We start from the raw sequence: 18,514 nt of genomic DNA, 5'->3' as shown, positions 1-18,514 counted from the left end.
TAAAACACCCCGGTCAGCATTAGCTGTCCGGGGTTTTTTATTTAGGATGCGAGGAACTTCTGCCACTAAATATTGGGCCCATGTGACAACGCGATGTTCCGCAGGAACCGCGTTGGACGCCGCAACGCAGTGGAGGCGCCCGAAGGGCCAGAGGCGCCGCCTCTGGTCAAAGTAGGTCATGGCCAAAGCACTCGCTACGCTCGCGGGGCAGGCCCTCGCCAGGTTGTTAAAAACAAGGCGCTATACAGAGTCCTGCGTTTCGATAAATAGCTCGGATAAAAGGCGGGATAGAAAGAATTAGGGGGGCACAGACGGATAAATCGCTAACTTTACCTAGCGACGCTGTAGGTTAATTTCGCGGATTTTAATTTCACTACTTGTAGAGAGTTCACGAAGAATATCGATAGAGTGCTGGGCAGCACTGGTCTCCTCTGCACTCAATGAGTCGTTACTTTCTCGTTCTTTGATTACCTGCTCTATAGCGCGTGCCGCTTGGCTGACTTCATCTATTCCCAGTACCCCAGATGTTCCGGCAATCGTATGGGCTTGGCGATAGATATCTTGTAATGTCTCTTCCTTCGGTTGAGCCAAGTTACTCGTCCAGGCCTCAACCAATTGCGTTACTCGCCCGGGTAGTTTTTTAATGTAGTCGCGTTGTAGTTGCCGCAACTCTTCATTTATATCTTGGTGTGATGGGTTAGGCACGGTGAAAATCCTCCCATATATCCTTCAATTTTTGCGCCATATCCATTGGCTCAAAGGGCTTACTAATCACTGCATTTGCGCCCAAGCTGAGTAGCTGGTCGACTTCGTCAGCTTGCACCTTCGCGGTGATAAATACGATAGGTGTGTTTTGATATTGCTCGTTATTGCGAATTTCTGACAGTACACTGGGGCCGTCCATACCGGGCATCATGACATCCAATAGTATTAGCTGGGCCGGGAATGTTTCCAGTGTAGCGAGGCCTTCTGGTCCGCTTGCACAGCAGCGAGTGTCGAGGCCGCCTATCGTTTTTAAGGCGATATCGGCGACGATTCGAATGTCCTCTTCGTCTTCAATATAAAGTACGCGTTCTAGGCTTTCATTGTGTGACATTTTAAGCCCCTGTCCGGTCCTTTTTACGCAAGTCGATATAAAACTCTGTGCCGTTTTTTACACTGGAATTGAAGCTGAGTTCCCCTTCATGGTGCTCGACAATCGCTTTAGATATATGCAACCCCAAACCAGTACCACCGATAGCGCGTTGGTTGGAGCTATCCGCTTGGGTAAACTTTTCAAAAATATGAGGTTGGAACTCCTCGGGTATACCTTTACCTTGGTCTTTCACGACGATTCTTATGCCGTGTTCAGTCTCTTCTGCTGAGACATACACTTCGGTGTTCAACGGTGAGAATTTCGCAGCGTTAGACAATAGGTTGCTCATTACTTGCATCATTCGGTCAGGGTCGACATCGATACTCAGGTGGTCGGGGCACTCGCCCAGCACATAGCGCACCTGGTATTTGTCACCGTAAACACGATTGTCACTGATAGCGGTTTCCAAAAAGGATCTTAGCGGGATGCGGGTGATGCGATATTGCATCTTCTCCGACTCGATTTTAGAGATATCGAGGATGTCGTTAATAAGTAAAAGCAGGCGCTCGCTATTTTTTTGGGCGATATCTATGAGTGCTTCACTTTTTTCAGGATCATTGGTCAACGCGCCTGACTTGAGAATGTCCAGAGAAGCCTTGATCGACGTCAGGGGCGTGCGTAGTTCGTGGCTGACTGTCGAGATGAATTCGTCTTTGATACGCTGCTCATGAACACGCCGCATCGCCTCACGCAGTTTTTCTTCTGTGTCCTTGCGTTCTGAAATGTCGCGAACGATGCCGGTAAACATTCGTTCGCCCTTGATCAGCATCTCGCTGACGGCGAGCTCCATCGGGAAAACATCGCCGTTCTTGCGTTGGCCGCGTACTTCTCGACCGATATCAATGACCTTTTTGGTGCCGGTGGTCAGGTAACTGTGAATGTAACCATCGTGTTCTTCACGGTAGGGGCTCGGCATCAACATACTGACATTGCGGCCAATTAATTCTTGGCTTTGATAGCCAAATATCCGCTCTGCAGCAGGGTTTACGGTATCGATAAGTCCTTGATTATTAATCGTTATAACGCCGTCGACCATCGTTTCTAGAATGGCCTTGCTACGATTTAGCAAATCTGTAACAGCATCGGGTTTTGGCATCGAATTCAGATCATACAATCAATAGGGTTGCCACGGTGTCATTCGAGCTTAGTGCTTGTCCCGCAAGGCTTTAACTGGGAATTGTACTTACCGAATAAGGCCTTAATGGAAGTCGTGAGAGTCCACATGTAGCGGGAAGAGCGCGCCGATATCACGCAGGGTGTGTGCGATGATGTGCGTCACTCTACTACCTGTCTGCTGGTCACTGTGCTGTATTTCACCCGTCACTTCCAGTATTCGCGCCGACAGGATGGCCTGCCGGTTTTCCGCTTGTTTCGCTGGCCACACAATGACATTGATGTTCCCGGTGTCATCTTCGAGTGTCATAAACAGTACGCCAGAAGCACTACCGGGGCGTTGCCGGCAACTGACGATGCCCGCAACGGTCAGCCATTGGCCATCTTTAATATCGCTCAGGAGAGCCGCTTGCTGATAGTGTTCGCAATACCCTTCACTGCGTAGCCACGCCATAGGGTGGCGACGGAGGCTTAGTGAGTTGTAGGCATAGTCATGTTGAATGTTCTCCTTCTCCGAGGGTATCGGTAGGGTAGCGGGTGCTTCAGTATTGTGGGTGTTGACTAGCTGGCCGCTACCGCGGTGCTGCTGTATGTACCAATAGCTGCGGTAGCGATCTATTTCGAAGTCGTGAAACACATCGCTGCGCGCAAGTAGGTTGAGCTGGCTTGTACTGAAATTCCCCTCACTGCGAAGTCGCTGAAGGCAGCTCTCCACTGAGGTAAACGCTTGTTGCTGGCGTAGCTGGCAAAGTGCTTGTGCGCTTTCATATGATAGGCCTTTGATGGTTCGCAAGCCGAGGCGAATTGCAGAGCTTTCTTGTTTAAACACCACACGGTGTTCCCAGTCACTGTGGCAGGCAGAGACTGGGAGAATGGCTACGTCGTGCCGCTGAGCGTCCTGACAAAGCTGAGAAACAGAATAGAAGCCCATCGGCTGGCTATTGAGTAAGCCGCAGTAAAAGGCGGCAGGATGGTGACATTTGATCCAGGCCGAGGCGTAGGCGAGGAGAGCAAAGCTCGCTGAATGTGACTCTGGAAAACCGTAGGCACCAAACCCTTTCATTTGGCTGAATAAGCGCTCTGCAAAGTCGAGGTCGTAGCCGCGCTCAAGCATGCCATTCACCAATTTATCTTTAAAACCCGCTAAGTCGCCATTCTTCCCCCAGCTGGCCATTGCCCGCCGTAATTGGTCGGCTTCACCGCCGCTAAAGCCGGCGGCGACCATGGCAAGTTGAATCACTTGCTCCTGGAATATGGGCACCCCGAGAGTGCGCTTGAGTACTTTTTCAATCTCCTTGTTTGCGTAGTGCTCGGCTTCTAAACCCTGCCGACGACGAAGGAAGGGGTGCACCATACCGCCCTGGATGGGGCCAGGACGTACGATCGCTATTTGAATCACTAAATCGTAGAAGCAGTTAGGTTGAAGGCGGGGAAGCATGGTCATCTGTGCCCGGGACTCAATCTGAAAGACCCCAATGCTGTCTGCGCTTTTGAGCATGGCATAAGTCTCTGCATCTTCTGCAGGGATATCACTTAGCCTGATATCTGTGCCCGCGGCATCACTGATATACCGCAGGCTTCGGCGCAAGGCGCTTAGCATTCCTAAGGCCAAGATATCAATTTTCAACATGCCCAAGGCTTCCAGGTCGGACTTGTCCCATTGAATAATGGTGCGCTCGGGCATGGCGGCATTTTCCTGGGGCACCAAGGTATTGATCGGCTCACGACTGATAACAAAGCCGCCAACGTGTTGAGACAAATGCCGGGGGAATCCGATAAGGGCATTGACCGCATCGATGAATTGCTGGCCGCGATGATCCGATGTGCTTATACCCAGTTCACTGAGGCGCAGGGCTAAGCTGCTTTGGTTGTCCCACCACGCCATATTTTTACTGAGTTGGTTGATGAGCTGGTTGTCCAAGCCCAGTGCCTTGCCCACATCGCGCACAGCGCTTCGGCGCCGGTAGCTAATAACGGTGGCAGCTAAAGAAGCATGGCTGCGACCATACTTGCGATAGATGTATTGAATCACTTCCTCTCGGCGCTCGTGTTCGAAATCGACATCGATATCCGGAGGTTCATCGCGCTCCCGAGAGATAAAGCGTTCAAATAGCAGTTCGCTCCGGCTTGGGTCGACTTCCGTGATGAATAAGCAAAAACACACTGCTGAGTTTGCTGCCGAGCCCCGGCCCTGGCAGAGGATGCCCTGGCTGCGGGCAAATTGGACGATGTCGTAGACAGTGAGGAAATAGTGCTCATAGCGTAGCTCAGCAATGAGGCTTAGCTCTTTATCAATGCTGCTCTGAACATCGTCTGGAACACCTTGCGGCCAGCGTTTCTCGGCGCCCATTTGGGTCAGCTCACGCAAAAATGCTGTGGCACTTTTTTCCTTGGGCACCAGCTCGGCGGGGTATTGATACTTTACTTCTTCCAAGTCAAACTGACAGCGAGCGGCAAGTTTGTCGCTTTCGTCTAACAGGGCCTGAGGGTAGTCGCGCGATAATAGCTCCCTAGGTTTTATATAGTATTCGCTATTCATCAAGGTGTTTCGGCCGAGTTGGTCAACGGTTGAATGCAGGTGAATAGCGCGAAGCACATCGAATAGGGGGTGGCGGCTGCGGCAGTGCATCAAAATATGGGGTGTGGCCACAAGCGGAAGTTGGTAGCGGCACGCCAGGTTATAGTGTTTGAGGTAATACGCTTCCTGTTGGGCAGTGCAGTGCAGTGCGACACCCAGCCACAGGCGAGCTGGGAACAAGGCCTTTAAATCCTTCAACCCAGTTGCGTCACATTTACTTTCAGGAAGATAGATCGCGAGTAGGTGCCGGTTAAAGCGCTGAAGCGCCTCCATGCTCAGGGAATAATCGCCTTTGGCGCTATGCAAACGGCTGTAACTGATGAGTGAGCATAGCTCGCTGTAAGCTTGCCGACAGGGCGCGACGAGTAGCAGTTGGAATCCTTCTTGAAACTGGAAGCGTGCGCCGCATATCAGCTTGATATTTGCGTCTTTGGCCGCTTGCCAGGCCCGCACTATTCCCGCCAGAGAAGCTTCGTCACACAGGGCGATTGCTTTGTAGCCATTCGTCTCGGCTTGGGCAACCAGCTCCTCCGGGTGGGATGCCGCGCGTAAGAAACTGAAGTTACTCTGACAGTTCAGCAGTGTGGCCATGGCGCTTTCAGGAAAAAAAGCCGTGCAGGTACCACTGCTGACTGAGGCAGTCTTTAAATAGCCAGCACAGGCCGTGGTCGTTGTGTCGGGCAATGTAGTAGTCGCGAACCTGGCGTTGCTGCCACCAATTACTATCCAGGCGCTCCGGGCCCTGAAGTATTTCAAGGGGGCCCTGCCAGACCAATCCGGTGGTAGTGCGTTGAAGCGGCAGAGGCGTCGGCAACAGCAAACTGGGTCTGAGCGCTTCACTGCTTGCCTCGTGGTCACGGTGTTCGCAGTTATAGTCGCTTACGGGGCACGCAACGCCTTGTTGTTCCGGTAACACTCGGTCGTCTATCTTCAACTGCTGAAGCGCGTTGTCACCTAGGCGCAGCTGCAAGCTATTGATTAGGCGAAGTTGGGCGTCACCCTGCTCGGTGGCTTCTCTATGCTCGTCAAAAAGTTGCTGTTTGGTGGCTTCCAGGCTGACAAACTCTCTGCATTCCAAAGTAATGCCTTCTACAGCGCCAGCTAAGGTAAACCCTTCCAGCTGCAGAGCAATGAGTTCGAGAAGGTTTTTGCGATGAAAGTGGCGGTGATTAACCGGCGTTTTCCAGTGCTGGCGTTCGCCGCTTAGATAGTGGAAGGTCCAGTGCAGGTCACGGTTTAAGCACTGGCGCAGACGTAAATAGACCTCTAGCTCTTTGAGCATGGCAGACATCGGAAAGCGCAGCTGGTCACTCTGAAATAAGCCGCCATCAAACTGACGTTCACTGACAAAAACGTCAGCGGGTTGGTAGCGCTGTCTTGGGTCCTGCTTGCGCCCAGTTAGGCGGGCGACAAAGTCGGCCATAACCGGGTCGAAGCTGCTCAACAGTTGCTTGCGCGGCAGGTTAAGAACATCCCCTAGTCGCCTCAGGCCCATATTGTGCAGCGCTTCTAATTGGGCGCTTGGCAGCGGGAGCTGGCGGCAGGGTAGTGACGCCAGTGCGCGTTTTAGTGCATCGCGTTTGAGCTCGCCCTCGGCATTTACTAGATGAGCGGGGCGAATGCCTTGCAAGCTTAAGAGTTCTGCTGCCAAAGGGGTATTGCCCAGGCCAATATTTAACTGTAAGCCGCGTTTTCGATAGGCTGAAAGCAGGGCGCGATACAAACGCTGCAAGTTGCCAAATAGCTTGAGCGAGCGGCTCACCTCCAATAAGAGTGCGTTGGGCGGCGATAGACTGATGTCGTCGCTGAAGCGATAGGCCCAAAGAGCCAGGCGCTGCCAGTGGGCCTGTTCGCACTCGCTCTGCTGCGGTTGGCAGTAGAGCGAGGGGCAAAGCGCTAAAGCAGTGGTTAACGACATTCCCTCGGTAACGCCCGCGAGCCTGCTAGCGGCGTTCACCAGTGACACCTGTTGCTGTGCAATCAGGGCGCAGGGCTCGCTCAGCGGTGCACCGGGCAAGGCCTCCAAACCCAGTAGTGGGAACCGTAGGCACACATACAGCATGGATTATGACCGTATTACTGGGTGGCTAGAGGATGCTGACGGACGTCCAGCGACATGGAGATTGACCGCAAGGCGCCGCCGCGGGTTGGTGTTTGTTGGCCACTCATTAACAGGGCGCTGGGCTTCAGTTAGCTGTTTATTTCGCGGCAGTGTGAGTTGCTGACCGGCATGACCACCGTATTGTTTAAGAATGACCAACTTAATGTCTCGAGGCCCCCCTTCGACCTGTACGCGCAGCGGGGCAGGCGAGGCTTGTGGTTGGCAGCGGCTTGGGCGGAAGTGAAGGTGCCAGCAGTGACCTTCACGTGCTGCCAAATGTAATCGCCGTAGCTGCTTGTCATTCGGCGAACAATTTGCCGACCAGCTGAGTAGCGCGCAAAAGACCCCGCTGCGCAAGGCCTCTTCGGCGGCCCAAAGCTGGTGTTGACGATGGGCATGAATCAGCCACTGCTGTCGTGCAGCCAGGCCGTGCTGAGCAAGCCCAGGAGCAAAGGGGAGATAAGGCGGGTTTAACCAGGCAATGGGGCGGTCGCGATTGAGCTGGCTCAGCGTAGGCATGACCAATTCCAGCTCGCCGACCCCAGGGGTATCACACAAAAATTCACTGCTGCCGCTGCTCGGCCAGCCGCCTTGGTGTAAGGCTCGGTCTAGGGGAGCAAAGCCCGTCGCGTTACTCTGGCCGCCTACTGTGTGGCGGCGACGTTGTTTGGCTGGCCACAGCTGCTGTCGGTTGATAAGTTGTTCAAGTGTTTTACTAGGCATTGGACATGGCGCGAATCTATATGCTGTATGCATATACAGTATATCAACTGGCTGGAAAGTCAATAAACCCAACGCGTCGTTCTATGACAAATCAGGAGCTGGTATGCAATGCCCCCTAGAGTCACTCATCCACGATTACCGCCTAGCCCTGGCTGAAAGTGATACGGCGGCACGTTATTGCAGTGTGGCGACGGTAGATGGTCAGCAGGCGAGCACAAGAACGGTGGTACTGCGTGATATCACCACTTTAGGGCCAATGATTTTTATCAACGATAGCTCGCCAAAGTGGCCGGTGCTGATGGCAGGTGGCAGCGAGGTATTGCTGTTCTGGCCTTCGCAAATGCGCCAATACCGCCTGCGCGGTACATGGCAGGTGCTGGGTGAGGACGAGATGCTTGAGCATTGGCAGAATAAACCCGATGCGGCAAAACTGTTGGATCACCTGTACCAGCGCCTCCCGCAAAGCTCGACGCTAACCTCAGCTGCGCAGCTGCGAGAGGAGCTCGATGGCTTGCGACAACGCTTTGCTGGCACCGATATCCCCTTTGTCGGTAACGCGCGGGGAGTGGTTCTGGCAGTGGACTATCTGGAGTCCTGGTGCGCAGCAGCGGATGGTGTACATCAGCGCCGCCTGTATCGGCGGCTCAATGGCGACTGGCTCAGCGAGCCTTTGGTTCCTTAGGGACTGGCTATTCCACGTACGCTGGTTGTGGCAATAGGCCGCTGGCATAGGCCATTACATGGAAGAGAAAATTCTGCTCATTTGTGCCCGATAGCAGCGCTGCACCGGGGCCAATGGCGTAGACAGCAACATCCTCGCCGCCGTGGGTTTCACTACTGAGAGGAACGAGAGCGTCCTGTTGAAACCCTCTGTCCTGGGTGTCAACGCCGTGCAGATCGCGGCGACTGCCAGCCGCCGTCTGCTCTTGGGCGCTGAAATACTCAGAGCCGGGGCCGTTGGCATAAGCCAGGGTTGTGTAGGGCAGGCCATCTGCCGCGGTGCTTGGAGTATTGCTGCCCACGCTGACTACCTTACCCAGTATCGGGTTGCCCCGCCGAGGATAGCCTGCAATCGTGAAAACATGGCTGTGATCCGCTGTGACGACAATGAGGGTGTCCTCGGGGCTGGTTTGCTCTACGGCAAGTGCCACCGCCTCAGATAAAGCAATGGTGTCATGCAAGGCCTTACTGGCATTGCCAGCGTGGTGGCCGTGGTCGATGCGTCCCGCTTCAACCATAAGGAAAAAGCCCTGTTCATTTTTGCTGAGTAACGCGAGGGCCGCTTCGGTCATTTCCCTTAGCGATGGCTCGTTGTCAGGTTCGTCGCGGCGTTCTAGCTCATACTGCATGTGTGAGCCACTGAAAAGCGCGAACAGTTTTTCTGTGGCCGCTAAGTCGAGTGCATTCAGCGCTGCTTTACTATCGAGGTAGCGTGCTGCTGGGTATTGCTGCTGCCACTCAGCGAGTAAATTGCGCCCGTCAGTGCGCTGGCCCCCATCACTGGCGGGTAAAAAATGCCGTCGCCCGCCGCCCATAACGACGTCAATGCCGTCAACATCCACATTGGCGAAGCGGGCCTCCAGGCTTTTTTCAAAGCCGATTAGTTGACTGGCAATATCCTCACAGCCAGCTGAAATTGCCTGTTGTGGCAAGGTGCTGTTGTCTTCCCAGTTACGATCAGCCGATTTGGCATACGTCGCCGCGGGGGTGGCGTGGGTGACACGTGCGGTGGACACCAGGCCTGTGGCCTTGCCGGCAATTTCTGCGAGTTCGAGCAGGCTAACTAGCGCTTTTCCCGTAGCGCTGCTGCAATCGCCGCGGCGAGTATTTTCGTCAACGCCTAGCAAACCAATATTGGTTTTAACACCCGAGATTATCGCGGTCATGGTGCCGGCTGAATCTGGGGTTTGAGCATCCACATTGTAGGTTTTTACCAGGCCGCTGAAAGGAAAACGGTCAAAGCTCAGGTTGTTTTCCTCCCCGGGCATTCCCTTCTGTTGGCCGTCGAGAATACGGGCGGCGGTAATAGTGGAAACCCCCATACCATCGCCGACAAACAGGATAATATTTTTGGCGTTGCGGTGAGCCTGGGCATAGGCTGTTTTGTCGAGGAGCTGGCCCTGCGCTTGCTGATACCAGGGGTTAGTTAGCGTATTTTCTAACAACGGTGATGAGAGGTGCAGGGGTGGCGGTGTTTTGCTACAGCCAACACCCGCAATAACGCCGAGAAGTAACCCAAATCGAAGATACAAGCGCATAGCGCCCCCTGAGCAGCCGGTAGATAGCACCGAAGTATAGGGCTGCTTAGGGGGTAATCCCAGCGGCTAAGGGGCCGCTTGCTCCGCTTGCCAGTTCAGGCGCAGGTCCCAATGCCGCACTTTGTCGGCGGGTAACACGCTGGCTGTTTCAGGGTCGATCTCCCGGTAGACATTCACCGCCGGCGCAATATTGGGGTCGCGCCCATGCACAAAGTCTTGGTCGGCAACAATCGTCATATAGGCTTTATTCAAGTCCAGTGCTCGGCGCAGGGAGGGCGTAATAAGTTGATAGACATCTTTGCCGGCCAGCGCAGCGGTATTTAAGCTGCCATCTTCATTGAGAAAGCGTTGGCGAATTTCGGCGTTTTCTCGGAACTCATTGCCGCCGCCCACTGTTGCCAGGTAGTCAGCGATTTCTCCGATCACTTCGCCATCGATCTTTTCTTGGCCAACGTAAGGTGCGTCTTGCATACCTTTCAGGTTGATATAGGACCAACCCTTACTGCCAGTCACCTTGCGAGCAAAGGCGAAAGTTTGGTCAATGGTGGTGCCAACGGTTGTGTGGCAGCCCATGCAAAATAAGTTCTCTTCCTCACTTTGCATCCGCAGGCTGCCTTGCTCATCTTCGATAAAGCCGAGCATCATCCAGCCAAAGCTGTTATCGGTTCCCTTGTCTCCGCGGTTGATATATTTGGGAATCAACTCATCGACTTTCTCCTGGCGCTCATTGCCGTACATCGATACCAGGTGCTCTGGTGGATAGAACACAAACTTATTCATGTAGCGCAGCTCTTTCATACGAGGAGGCACGGTGATCTCGCCGCCTTCGTTGATACCGACATAGCGCACACTGTGCAGAAATTCCGTGCCCAGGGGATATAGCATGGTTGCTACCACTTCATCAGCGGCGTCACCCACGTAGTGCTCAGGGCGTTTGATACGGTTGACGACGCTGAGTTCTTCGTCACCGTTTAGATCGACGCAAAAGGCCCGCTCGTCGATGTCCTGGGTCGAAATATCGTGTAGATCCTTAATAGCCATTTCCAGTATGGAGAGGTTTGCCAGATAGGCGTCTTTTGAATATTGGCCGTCACCGCCACAGCTGGCTTGGCGAAACTTGGCGGGCAGGCGAATCATGACATCGTCGGTTGCGCCATTGGTTGGCCAGAATGTGCTGGGCAGCGGTTTGTAATTGAAGGCCACCCAGTGGCTGCCATCTTTGGCAAAGCCGAGCTCATCGAAAGCCTCTGCCCCCAGTGCTAAATTTTTTAGCTCGGGAATGGGGCCCTGCCAGTCGCGGGTATTTTTAAGTTGTTCAATCAGCGGGCTGTAATTATCGGTATGGATATAGTCCAGCACATGCTGGTCGCTGATTTTTTCAATGCGCTCGCGGCGATCTTCAAAAAGGTTGGTCCAGTGGTTAACTTCGCCAATGTCAGAGAACAGGTAGGCGACCTGCTGACTGCCATCGTCCATGGTGTTGGGCCTGCTGCGATAGGGGTAGGTTTGGTGGCAGGTCATGCAAGGGTTGTACTTGGCTTCGTGCTTGGTATAGCACTGGGGTGGGATAACCGCCTCTGCATTGTAAATGGTTTCTGGTTTGGGCTGGCGCAGGGTCGGTGTTGGTGAAGCGGTGGCAACCTCGCCTGGAAACGAAAGACTGCTCAGCAGTTCCTGGTCTGCCGCCGGGAGCTTGTCCCCCGATTGCTCCGGCGCTTGCTGGCCAGGGGGCGCCGTTGTGTGGGCGTTGTCACCACTGCATGCATACAGCAAGGCACTGAGAAGAATCATCCAGGTTTTTTTCATTGCGGATACCAACATGTTTACTAATAAAAAAAGGGGCGAAGAATCCGCCCCTTTTGTTTACTGTTGCTTGGCCCATCGGCCGCGCGTCGTACTACAGAGCAGGATCTTCAAACAGCCAGATCACATTGTTCTCGTGGTTGCCAGTGTCTTCGCCAATCAACACTCGTCCATCGTCCAAGATCACCAGATTGTCGGGGTTGGAGATGTTATTTGTGTTACAGCGGTTTGCTGCGCGATCGCCGTAGTAGGGGCCGCCGACAAGCGCTGGGGTGAGGGTGTTGATGTCCACCAGGCCATCCTTTTCAACGAGCTTCATGCGGTAGACCACACCACACTTGCCGTGAGTGCCGTCTAGCTGAATGTCTCCGGCGCCGTCAGCCATAGTGGCGTCGAACGAAGACATGGCCAGGTACATGTAGGCTTGGGCACCATCTGCCGCGCCGTTATTCCACCATGTGTCGGCCAAGCCGAAGTTGATGTTGATGCCTTCCATTTTGCGGAACTCAGCCGTCGCGCCCATTGCGGCAGCGAGTTTGCGGCTTTCAAGGAAGGCGACACGCTCGTCAGCAAAGGGGTTGGCGGCAATGCTACCGCTGTTGTCGAGGTCTTGCCCTGACTTGAATTCTGCGAAGGCCTGAATTTGCGCATCGCTAATGTGCTTGGCGTCGGCAAACGTGCCGTCGAAGCTCGCAATGGCGTTTTCGATATCGGCCTCATTGCCAGCACCGATCTCAATCCACTCCACAGCAAAGGCAGCTTCCGCTGGGTCAGTGATGCCATTGGACTGGGTGACTTTTGCGGCGTAGAGCTTGCCCGCGCTCATATCGTTAGCGGCGTTGGCCACAAACTTAAACAGCACTGTGCCGGTGCCATCGTCGCTGAGGAAGACGGTGCGGCGGTCTGGCATAACCACGGGGTTTTCGTGTGAGAAGCGCCCCATCAGCTCAAGTTTGTTCACTTCAACATCGGCAACATTGGCTGTTGCTGCAGTGTTGTTAGTACCGATCTCGACAATGTAGCCGTAGTCGTAAGGGTTGCCCCAGTTACCGCTGCGATCAAGCGGGTAGCCTTTGTATTCAGCAATCGCTTCGGCATTGGAGAAATAATTGGCATTGGCATTGAACCAGTCGGCTGTATTGTCAAAGTACAGTTCTTCTGCCGACAGCGGCGTGCCCCAGGGGCTTACGGTGCCAAAACAGTTAACCCAGGTGCCGTCGACACTGGAGAAGTCCAGCATACCTTCCTGGGTCGGGCTGTAGGTATCCGTTAAGCGAATACGGCTCATGCTGCCTGGGCGGTCTTCCCAGTTGGTATACAGGTAGTAGCCGGTGCCACCATCGGAGACGGCGCCGTTAAAGTCGGGGTCGTTAGAGCTTTTGATTAAACTGCCGTTAGCACTGAGGATGTCACCCATTTTGTTGCCATCGGCGAGGTTGTCACCCTGCTGTGCCAACACAATGTAGCTGCCAGCGGCGCTTTGTACGGTTTCTTTTTGTGCCGTGGTGATGGGGAAGTCCAGAGCGGCGATATCGCCCATGTTGTTAACGTCGGCGTTAAAGTAGCCAACGGTACCTACGTTAAAGACCTTGCCAGCCGAATCGGTGGTTGTATTAGAGCTGCTTGGGTGCTGAATATTGGAGAACAGCTTGCCGTCTTCGTTAACGAATATCCCGGTAAACTCAGCGCCGAGCGGAGCGGTAGCAAACCGTTTGAGGCCTTTAGGTGTCACCGTAGAGACGCCATCAGCACCATCTTGACCGTCTGCGCCATCCTGCCCATCAGCGCCATTTGCACCATTGCTTCCATCAACGCCCGCAGGACCTTGTGGGCCTACCGCGCCGTCTTGGCCATCGCTACCATTTCGTCCGTCATCGCCGCCGCAGGCTGACAATGTTGCAGCCAGAATAGCGGCAATGGAAGCGCTCAATAACTTCTTGTTCATAACAGTTCCCTAGAAAGAGGTGGATTGGTCTAGTTATAACGGGGGCCAGTCTAGGGACGGACTATGACGGTTTAACAAAGAAAACATGTCGAAGTGTTGACGAATTTGTGACAACCACCAGGCTGGCTGAGTGCGACATATTTGTGCGTTAGAACATTTTGCGCTTCATTGGAGGGCGGTAGTGGCGGCAGATTCGATCGCCGCGGCCGGCGAGTAGCGTGAATTGGCGGTGGAAGTAGTGTTGGCATGGATTCTGTATAGAACACGGTGTCCGCACTCTTGGTATCGCAGGACATGCTGTCAAAGCATCACAATTTGGTAATGGAGAGCTAGGGTTCCGGTTGTGCACCTTGCACAACGTCTGGTCCGAGAGCTTTCGACCTCTTCCCTCATCGATTGGATTCGCCACGGGATAGGTTACACGGCGGGACAAAAGCCCGGGAGACGATCGGCAGCCAGTTGCCAGGAGTGCTCTATTTACCGCGTAACGATGCCGGAGGCAGGCAATGAAACGAATAGCCGCATTACTACTTACTCTCTCATGTTCCTCTTTTAGTCTCGCTTCAGACAGCTTCAAAGTATGTTGGTCAATTTATGTTGGCTGGATGCCGTGGGGCTATGGTGACGAGCAAAAAATCGTCGATAAATGGGCGAAGAAATACGGCATTGAGATTGATGTCGTTCAGATCAACGACTACATCGAGTCAATAAACCAATACACCACCGGCGAGTTTGATGCCTGCACCATGACGAACATGGATGCGCTGACAATTCCAGCTGCCGGCGGTGTGGACAGCACCGCGCTAATTGTCGGCGATTTTTCTAATGGCAATGACGGGCTGGTACTGAAAAATACCGACTCACTTCAGGCTGTGAAGGGACAGCAAGTGAATTTAGTTGAATTGAGTGTTTCCCACTATTTGCTGGCGCGGGCACTGGATAGCGTCGGCATGAGCGAATCTGACGTTACCGTTGTGAATACCTCCGACGCCGATATGGTCGCTATCTACCCAACAGCGGGGGTAAGTTCTGTGGTGACCTGGAACCCATTACTCAGTGAAATTCTCACCATGCCCGGCGCAAACAAGGTGTTCGACTCTTCTCAAATACCCGGCGAAATTATCGACCTGCTCGTGGTGAACACCGAGGTATTAAAGAAAAACCCTGCTCTGGGTAAGGCGTTAGTTGGCGCGTGGTATGAAATCATGGCGACCATGAGCGGCCCAGGAAAGGCGGGTCTCGCTGCTCGCACGGCGATGGCAATTGCGTCGGGGACGGACACCGCCGGCTACGATGCGCAGTTGGCCAGTACGAAAATGTTTTACACGCCCAGCGACGCGGTCGCTTTCACCCGCAGCAGTGACCTGAAGTCAACCATGCAGAGTGTGGCTGAATTCTCGTTTAACCACGGTTTGCTGGGTGATGGCGCTCCCGACGCCGGTTTCATCGGTATCGAAACGCCTGTCGGTGTCTATGGCAATCCGGCAAACATCAAACTGCGTTTTAACCCCAGCTATATGCAAATGGCGGCTGACGGCAAATTGTAAACCGTGCCCGAGGGTGGCGCCTGCCACCCTAACCATTTTTCTCAGCTGGGATGCTTCTATGAAACGATTGATTAATCAGCAGCCGACGCAGGTATGGGGCATTGCCTTGTCATTACTGCCCTTTGTATTCCTGCTAGTGCTTTACGTCACGGCCTCTGATGCACGCTTGGCGGAAAACCCCCAAGACAAGCTTTTACCCAGTTTCTCTCAGATGGGCGAAGCGATGCAGCGCTTAGCGTTTGAGCCGAGTAAGCGCACGGGGGAGTACTTGTTTTGGCAGGACACTCTCAGCAGTTTGCAGCGCCTGGGTTTGGGTATGACAATTGCCGCTGGCTTGGGGATGTTGCTCGGTTTGAGTACCGGCGCCTTTCCTGTTGCCTATTCCGGTGTTGCACCACTGCTGACGGTGGCATCACTGATACCGCCAATGGCGATTTTGCCGATACTGTTTATTGTCTTTGGTTTGGGGGAGGTGTCTAAGGTCGCGCTTATTGCTATTGGCGTAACGCCCTTCGTCGCGCGCGATATCCAAAAGCGCTGTCTGGAAATTCCCCGGGAACAGCTGGTAAAAGCGCAAACACTGGGTGCCAATAGTGGGCAAATAGTCTTGCGGGTGCTGATTCCCCAATTGATGCCTCGGCTAATTGATTCCTTGCGACTGTCGTTGGGGAGCGCATGGTTGTTCCTTATCGCCGCAGAAGCCATCGCTTCTACCGATGGTCTCGGGTATCGGGTGTTTCTTGTTCGTCGTTACCTGTCGATGGATGTGATTCTGCCCTATGTTGCCTGGATCGCTTTGCTGGCATTTGTTATCGACTTTGCGCTGCGCAAGCTGAGTTTGTGGGCCTTTCCCTGGCAGGAGAATCGCTCATGATCGAGATTCGCAATGTATGGAAGCGCTACGGCGACAGCGTCATTCTGGAAAATATTTCTGCCACGGTTGCTGAAGGCGAATTTATCACTTTGGTCGGGACCTCGGGCTGTGGCAAGAGTACCTTCCTGCGCATGTTGTTGGGCACTGATGTGCCCAATCAGGGTGAGATTCTGCTGGACGGCAAAACCATTGCCGATGAGCCCGATGCCGAGCGCGGCGTGGTCTTTCAGCAGTACTCGGTATTTCCCCACATGACCGTGTTGGAAAACGTCATCATCGCCCGTGCGTTTGAGAAGACCCGCCTGGGCTTTCTCTGGGGCAAGCGTAAGCGCGCTGCCCGCGACGAAGCGATGGCGATGCTGGAAACGGTGGGGCTGTCACATATGGCGGCACGTTACCCGGATGAACTTTCCGGCGGTATGCGCCAACGACTGGCGATTGCTCAGGCGTTGATTCTAAAACCTCGGATCTTATTGCTGGATGAGCCTTTCGGAGCGCTCGATCCCGGTATTCGCGCCGACATGCACGCGCTTGTGCTGTCGCTGTGGCGCCAGCACAAACTCACCGTGTTCATGGTGACCCACGATCTGGCCGAGGGTTTTCATCTGGGCACCCGTCTGTGGGTGTTCGACAAGTTACGTCTCGACCCGCAAGCGCCCAATCGCTTCGGTGCAGGTATTACCTACGACCTACCCGTTGGGCAGTGCGAGCCTGAATTACTGCGAGAAATTGACAGTGGCCTGAGCAGCTCAGGCCAGGAGTTAGTCTCATGAATCATTATGAAACCACCATCGCGCCGGGCGGCCACTGGTCGCTGGAGCTGCGTCGCGGCACCATCCTGCGGCTGCAGGATATCGACGGCAATGGTAATGCCGGGCTGTTGTTTTATAACCCGCGCAACCTGCTCGAGCGCTACAACGCGCCGGACACGCTCAAGTGTCAGCACACCTTCAAACTCACTCGTGGCAACTGCCTGTACTCGGATATGGGGCGCATTTTTGCCTCGATCGTTGACGATGATCTGGGCTGGCACGACACCGTGTGTGGCAATAGTCACGCCAGCCATATTGATGCGCGCTGGGGCCGTCGCGATTACCAACACGACCGCAACGACTGGCATCAGAATGGTCACGACGCCTTTCTGGTCGAGCTGGCGAAATACGGTCTTGGCGCGGCGGACATGGCCGCCAACATCAATGTCTTCAGCAAGGTGGAAACCGACGACGAGGGCAATCTGCACTTGGCCACCGACCACAGTGCGCCGGGCAGCACGCTGACCCTGCGCATCGAGATGGATTGCCTGGTGTTGATTCACGCCTGTCCGCACCCGCTGAACACTGCTGCCGACTACCCGCGCTGCCGTATTGGTGTGGAATTGGGCGTGGCCGAGCCGATGACCGAGGACGATATCTGCCTCAATCACTGCGACGAAAACCGCCGTGGCTTTGCCAACAACGCACTGTATTACCTGGGCGCCTGAGGAGAGAAACATGATTAAACACAGTGAACGCCTCGCCGATACTGCGCTGCGGCGCGAGCAGATCGACGCCGGGGATTACTACATTGCGAAACTGGGCGCCGGCGAAGTGCTGCGCATCCTCGATTTAGAGGGGAATCAGGCGGCGGATACGCTGTTCTTCTGCGCTGACGATCCCGCTGAGCGCTACAGCACCACCGACACCATTCGCGAACAGGGCAATGTCTACCTGACTGCCGGTTCGGTGCTGCGCAGTACACTGAACCGCCCGATGCTGGAAATTGTGGCCGACACCTGCGGCCGTCACGACACCCTGGGTGGTGCCTGCGCCACCGAAAGCAATACCGTGCGTTACGACCTGGAAAAACGCTGCATGCACGCCTGTCGCGACAGTTGGATGCTCGCTATTGCCGAGCACCCCGAGTACGGGCTGAGCAAGCGCGATATCGGTCATAACATCAACTTTTTTATGAATGTACCGGTCACGGCAGGCGGTGAGCTGAGCTTTGCCGACGGCATTTCCGGCGCGGGGAAATATGTGGAACTGAAAGCGCTGGTCGACACCATTGTGCTCATTTCCAATTGCCCGCAGCTCAACAACCCCTGCAATGCCTACAACCCGACCCCGGTCGAGTGCCTGATCTGGGCGGCCTGATTAACAAGCGATCCAACGACTTCAGTGGACGGCCACTGTCGTAGACACAAGCGGGACGGCCCGCAACGGACCAGCATGTTCAAGAAAGTATTGATTGCCAACCGCGGTGCTATCGCCACCCGAATTATTCGCAGCTTGCGCGAAATGGGCATCACCTCCGTGGCGGTCTACGCCGACGTCGACGCCCGTAGTCTGCATGTGCGTCAGGCCGATGAAGCCTACAGCCTCGGCGAGGGCGGCGCAGCCGACACCTATCTCAACAGCGACAAAGTCTTGGAAATTGCCCGCGCCTGTGGCGCCGAGGC

The 18,514-nt window shown here is 54.5% G+C and carries 16 protein-coding genes and 1 riboswitch; of the genes, 7 read left to right on the top strand and 9 right to left on the bottom strand.

Going from position 1 to position 18,514, the window contains the following annotated elements; genetic code table 11:
* Window positions 1-333 precede the first annotated feature (333 nt).
* The 6 genes from ABNS66_RS15050 to imuA form a co-directional block, all read right to left on the bottom strand.
* A complete protein-coding gene (locus ABNS66_RS15050; protein WP_204997555.1) occupies window positions 334-705 on the bottom strand; it encodes an Hpt domain-containing protein in 372 nt (123 codons plus the stop codon).
* Window positions 698-1,096: a response regulator gene (locus ABNS66_RS15045; RefSeq protein ID WP_204997556.1), complete on the bottom strand. Its 399-nt coding sequence runs from the start codon at window positions 1,094-1,096 to the stop codon at window positions 698-700. Before ABNS66_RS15045 ends, ABNS66_RS15050 begins: the two co-directional genes overlap by 8 nt.
* 1 nt (window position 1,097) lies before the next feature.
* Entirely contained in the window at window positions 1,098-2,231 is a 1,134-nt protein-coding gene (locus tag ABNS66_RS15040; protein WP_204997557.1) for a PAS domain S-box protein, read from the bottom strand.
* A gap of 102 nt (window positions 2,232-2,333) precedes the next feature.
* Window positions 2,334-5,417 carry an error-prone DNA polymerase gene (locus ABNS66_RS15035; protein ID WP_286839075.1) on the bottom strand — a complete coding sequence of 1,028 codons (3,084 nt, stop codon included), beginning with the start codon at window positions 5,415-5,417 and terminating at the stop codon, window positions 2,334-2,336.
* 7 nt (window positions 5,418-5,424) lie between these two features.
* Window positions 5,425-6,888 carry a DNA polymerase Y family protein gene (locus ABNS66_RS15030; protein WP_286839073.1) on the bottom strand — a complete coding sequence of 488 codons (1,464 nt, stop codon included), beginning with the start codon at window positions 6,886-6,888 and terminating at the stop codon, window positions 5,425-5,427.
* A gap of 3 nt (window positions 6,889-6,891) precedes the next feature.
* Complete coding sequence (gene imuA, locus ABNS66_RS15025; RefSeq protein WP_286839071.1) at window positions 6,892-7,650, bottom strand: translesion DNA synthesis-associated protein ImuA; 759 nt, start codon at window positions 7,648-7,650, stop codon at window positions 6,892-6,894.
* Between the two features lie 103 nt (window positions 7,651-7,753).
* Between imuA and ABNS66_RS15020 the strand changes: the two genes are divergently transcribed.
* Complete coding sequence (locus tag ABNS66_RS15020) at window positions 7,754-8,332, top strand: hypothetical protein (RefSeq protein ID WP_286839069.1); 579 nt, start codon at window positions 7,754-7,756, stop codon at window positions 8,330-8,332.
* 7 nt (window positions 8,333-8,339) lie between these two features.
* Here ABNS66_RS15020 and ABNS66_RS15015 read toward each other — a convergent pair whose 3' ends face one another.
* The 3 genes from ABNS66_RS15015 to ABNS66_RS15005 form a co-directional block, all read right to left on the bottom strand.
* Window positions 8,340-9,908: an alkaline phosphatase gene (locus ABNS66_RS15015; protein ID WP_286839067.1), complete on the bottom strand. Its 1,569-nt coding sequence runs from the start codon at window positions 9,906-9,908 to the stop codon at window positions 8,340-8,342.
* A 66-nt stretch (window positions 9,909-9,974) separates the two neighbouring features.
* A complete protein-coding gene (locus ABNS66_RS15010) occupies window positions 9,975-11,714 on the bottom strand; it encodes a hypothetical protein (RefSeq protein WP_286839065.1) in 1,740 nt (579 codons plus the stop codon).
* Window positions 11,715-11,805: 91 nt separating this feature from the next.
* The gene (locus ABNS66_RS15005; RefSeq protein WP_286839063.1) at window positions 11,806-13,656 is read right to left on the bottom strand and encodes an alkaline phosphatase PhoX; all 1,851 of its coding nucleotides are present in this window, start codon (window positions 13,654-13,656) and stop codon (window positions 11,806-11,808) included.
* 318 nt (window positions 13,657-13,974) lie between these two features.
* A riboswitch (guanidine-I (ykkC/yxkD leader) is annotated at window positions 13,975-14,102 on the top strand.
* A gap of 60 nt (window positions 14,103-14,162) precedes the next feature.
* Between ABNS66_RS15005 and ABNS66_RS15000 the strand changes: the two genes are divergently transcribed.
* The 6 genes from ABNS66_RS15000 to ABNS66_RS14975 form a co-directional block, all read left to right on the top strand.
* On the top strand, window positions 14,163-15,203 hold the full coding sequence (locus ABNS66_RS15000) for a putative urea ABC transporter substrate-binding protein (protein ID WP_286839060.1): 1,041 nt from the start codon (window positions 14,163-14,165) through the stop codon (window positions 15,201-15,203).
* A 58-nt stretch (window positions 15,204-15,261) separates the two neighbouring features.
* A complete protein-coding gene (locus ABNS66_RS14995) occupies window positions 15,262-16,077 on the top strand; it encodes an ABC transporter permease (RefSeq protein WP_286839059.1) in 816 nt (271 codons plus the stop codon).
* Complete coding sequence (locus ABNS66_RS14990) at window positions 16,074-16,850, top strand: ABC transporter ATP-binding protein (RefSeq protein ID WP_286839057.1); 777 nt, start codon at window positions 16,074-16,076, stop codon at window positions 16,848-16,850. Before ABNS66_RS14995 ends, ABNS66_RS14990 begins: the two co-directional genes overlap by 4 nt.
* Window positions 16,847-17,557 carry an urea amidolyase associated protein UAAP1 gene (locus ABNS66_RS14985; RefSeq protein WP_286839055.1) on the top strand — a complete coding sequence of 237 codons (711 nt, stop codon included), beginning with the start codon at window positions 16,847-16,849 and terminating at the stop codon, window positions 17,555-17,557. Before ABNS66_RS14990 ends, ABNS66_RS14985 begins: the two co-directional genes overlap by 4 nt.
* Before the next feature lie 10 nt (window positions 17,558-17,567).
* Window positions 17,568-18,209 (top strand): urea amidolyase associated protein UAAP2, encoded by a 642-nt coding sequence (locus tag ABNS66_RS14980; RefSeq protein WP_286839053.1) that lies wholly within the window; start codon window positions 17,568-17,570, stop codon window positions 18,207-18,209.
* Between the two features lie 75 nt (window positions 18,210-18,284).
* Window positions 18,285-18,514, top strand: a 230-nt coding sequence (locus ABNS66_RS14975) for a biotin carboxylase N-terminal domain-containing protein (protein WP_348655372.1), incomplete at its 3' end; no start/stop codon positions are given.

The sequence above is a fragment of the uncultured Spongiibacter sp. genome (assembly GCF_964011655.1).
GTDB classification, from domain to species: Bacteria; Pseudomonadota; Gammaproteobacteria; order Pseudomonadales; family Spongiibacteraceae; genus Spongiibacter; species Spongiibacter marinus.
This window is presented reverse-complemented; position numbering and strand designations above follow the sequence as displayed.

Excerpts from the sequence above, each read along its gene's own strand:
- ABNS66_RS14985 (WP_286839055.1), top strand. The coding sequence starts at position 16,847 with ATGAATCATTATGAAACCACCATCGCGCCGGGCGGCCACTGGTCGCTG.
- ABNS66_RS15040 (WP_204997557.1), bottom strand. The coding sequence starts at position 2,231 with ATGCCAAAACCCGATGCTGTTACAGATTTGCTAAATCGTAGCAAGGCC.
- ABNS66_RS15005 (WP_286839063.1), bottom strand. The coding sequence starts at position 13,656 with ATGAACAAGAAGTTATTGAGCGCTTCCATTGCCGCTATTCTGGCTGCA.
- ABNS66_RS15000 (WP_286839060.1), top strand. The coding sequence starts at position 14,163 with ATGAAACGAATAGCCGCATTACTACTTACTCTCTCATGTTCCTCTTTT.
- ABNS66_RS14990 (WP_286839057.1), top strand. The coding sequence starts at position 16,074 with ATGATCGAGATTCGCAATGTATGGAAGCGCTACGGCGACAGCGTCATT.
- ABNS66_RS15045 (WP_204997556.1), bottom strand. The coding sequence starts at position 1,096 with ATGTCACACAATGAAAGCCTAGAACGCGTACTTTATATTGAAGACGAA.
- ABNS66_RS14980 (WP_286839053.1), top strand. The coding sequence starts at position 17,568 with ATGATTAAACACAGTGAACGCCTCGCCGATACTGCGCTGCGGCGCGAG.
- ABNS66_RS15030 (WP_286839073.1), bottom strand. The coding sequence starts at position 6,888 with ATGCTGTATGTGTGCCTACGGTTCCCACTACTGGGTTTGGAGGCCTTG.
- ABNS66_RS15035 (WP_286839075.1), bottom strand. The coding sequence starts at position 5,417 with ATGGCCACACTGCTGAACTGTCAGAGTAACTTCAGTTTCTTACGCGCG.
- ABNS66_RS15015 (WP_286839067.1), bottom strand. The coding sequence starts at position 9,908 with ATGCGCTTGTATCTTCGATTTGGGTTACTTCTCGGCGTTATTGCGGGT.
- imuA (WP_286839071.1), bottom strand. The coding sequence starts at position 7,650 with ATGCCTAGTAAAACACTTGAACAACTTATCAACCGACAGCAGCTGTGG.
- ABNS66_RS14995 (WP_286839059.1), top strand. The coding sequence starts at position 15,262 with ATGAAACGATTGATTAATCAGCAGCCGACGCAGGTATGGGGCATTGCC.
- ABNS66_RS15010 (WP_286839065.1), bottom strand. The coding sequence starts at position 11,714 with ATGAAAAAAACCTGGATGATTCTTCTCAGTGCCTTGCTGTATGCATGC.
- ABNS66_RS15020 (WP_286839069.1), top strand. The coding sequence starts at position 7,754 with ATGCAATGCCCCCTAGAGTCACTCATCCACGATTACCGCCTAGCCCTG.